Here is a 510-nt window from a genome sequence, read left to right as displayed (position 1 = left end):
ATGCCCGCCGATCTGCTGGCCGGAGTTTTCTGCTAGGATAGGGGCTATCGGGACGAAGCCGGCCGGCGGCCGAGGGAGGTGAACATGCCCCGCAACGCGCTGCTCCTGCTCTCCCGGCTGCTGCTCGCCGCCCTGTTCGTGCCCTCCGGTTTCCAGGCATTGAGCGACATAGCCGGCACCACAGGCTATTTCGTAAACCTCGGCCTGCCGCTGCCGGCACTTGCCGCCTGGGGCACGGGACTGTTCGAAGTGATCGCCGGGCTGCTCGTCCTGGTCGGTTTCCAGACCCGGATCGCGGCGCTGCTGCTCGCTGCCTTCTGCATTGCCGCCGGGTTCATCGGCCATTACGGCCAGGGCGGCGGCGACGCGATGCTCTCCTTCCTGCACCAGCAGATGCTGATGAAGGACATTGCGATATCAGGCGGATCTGTTGCGCTGGCCATGGCCGGTGCGGGAGCCTGGTCGGTCGACGGGCGCGGCCATCGCATGTGGAATTCCTGAGATGTCTGC

Annotated in this window: 1 protein-coding gene; it reads left to right on the top strand. The window is 66.1% G+C overall.

The window, feature by feature from the left end:
* The first annotated feature begins 84 nt into the window (after positions 1-84).
* The gene (locus EN939_RS37335) at positions 85-501 is read left to right on the top strand and encodes a DoxX family protein (protein ID WP_127272143.1); all 417 of its coding nucleotides are present in this window, start codon (positions 85-87) and stop codon (positions 499-501) included.
* The last annotated feature ends 9 nt before the right edge of the window (positions 502-510 follow it).

It is taken from the genome of Mesorhizobium sp. M7A.F.Ca.CA.002.05.1.1 (genome assembly GCF_003998335.1).
Lineage (GTDB): Bacteria > Pseudomonadota > Alphaproteobacteria > Rhizobiales > Rhizobiaceae > Mesorhizobium.
Note: the sequence above shows the minus strand (reverse complement) of the source record. Positions and strands in the feature narration are given on the sequence as shown.

Bases quoted from the DNA above. Each gene is read 5' to 3' on its own strand.
- EN939_RS37335 (WP_127272143.1), top strand. From the start codon at position 85: ATGCCCCGCAACGCGCTGCTCCTGCTCTCCCGGCTGCTGCTCGCCGCC.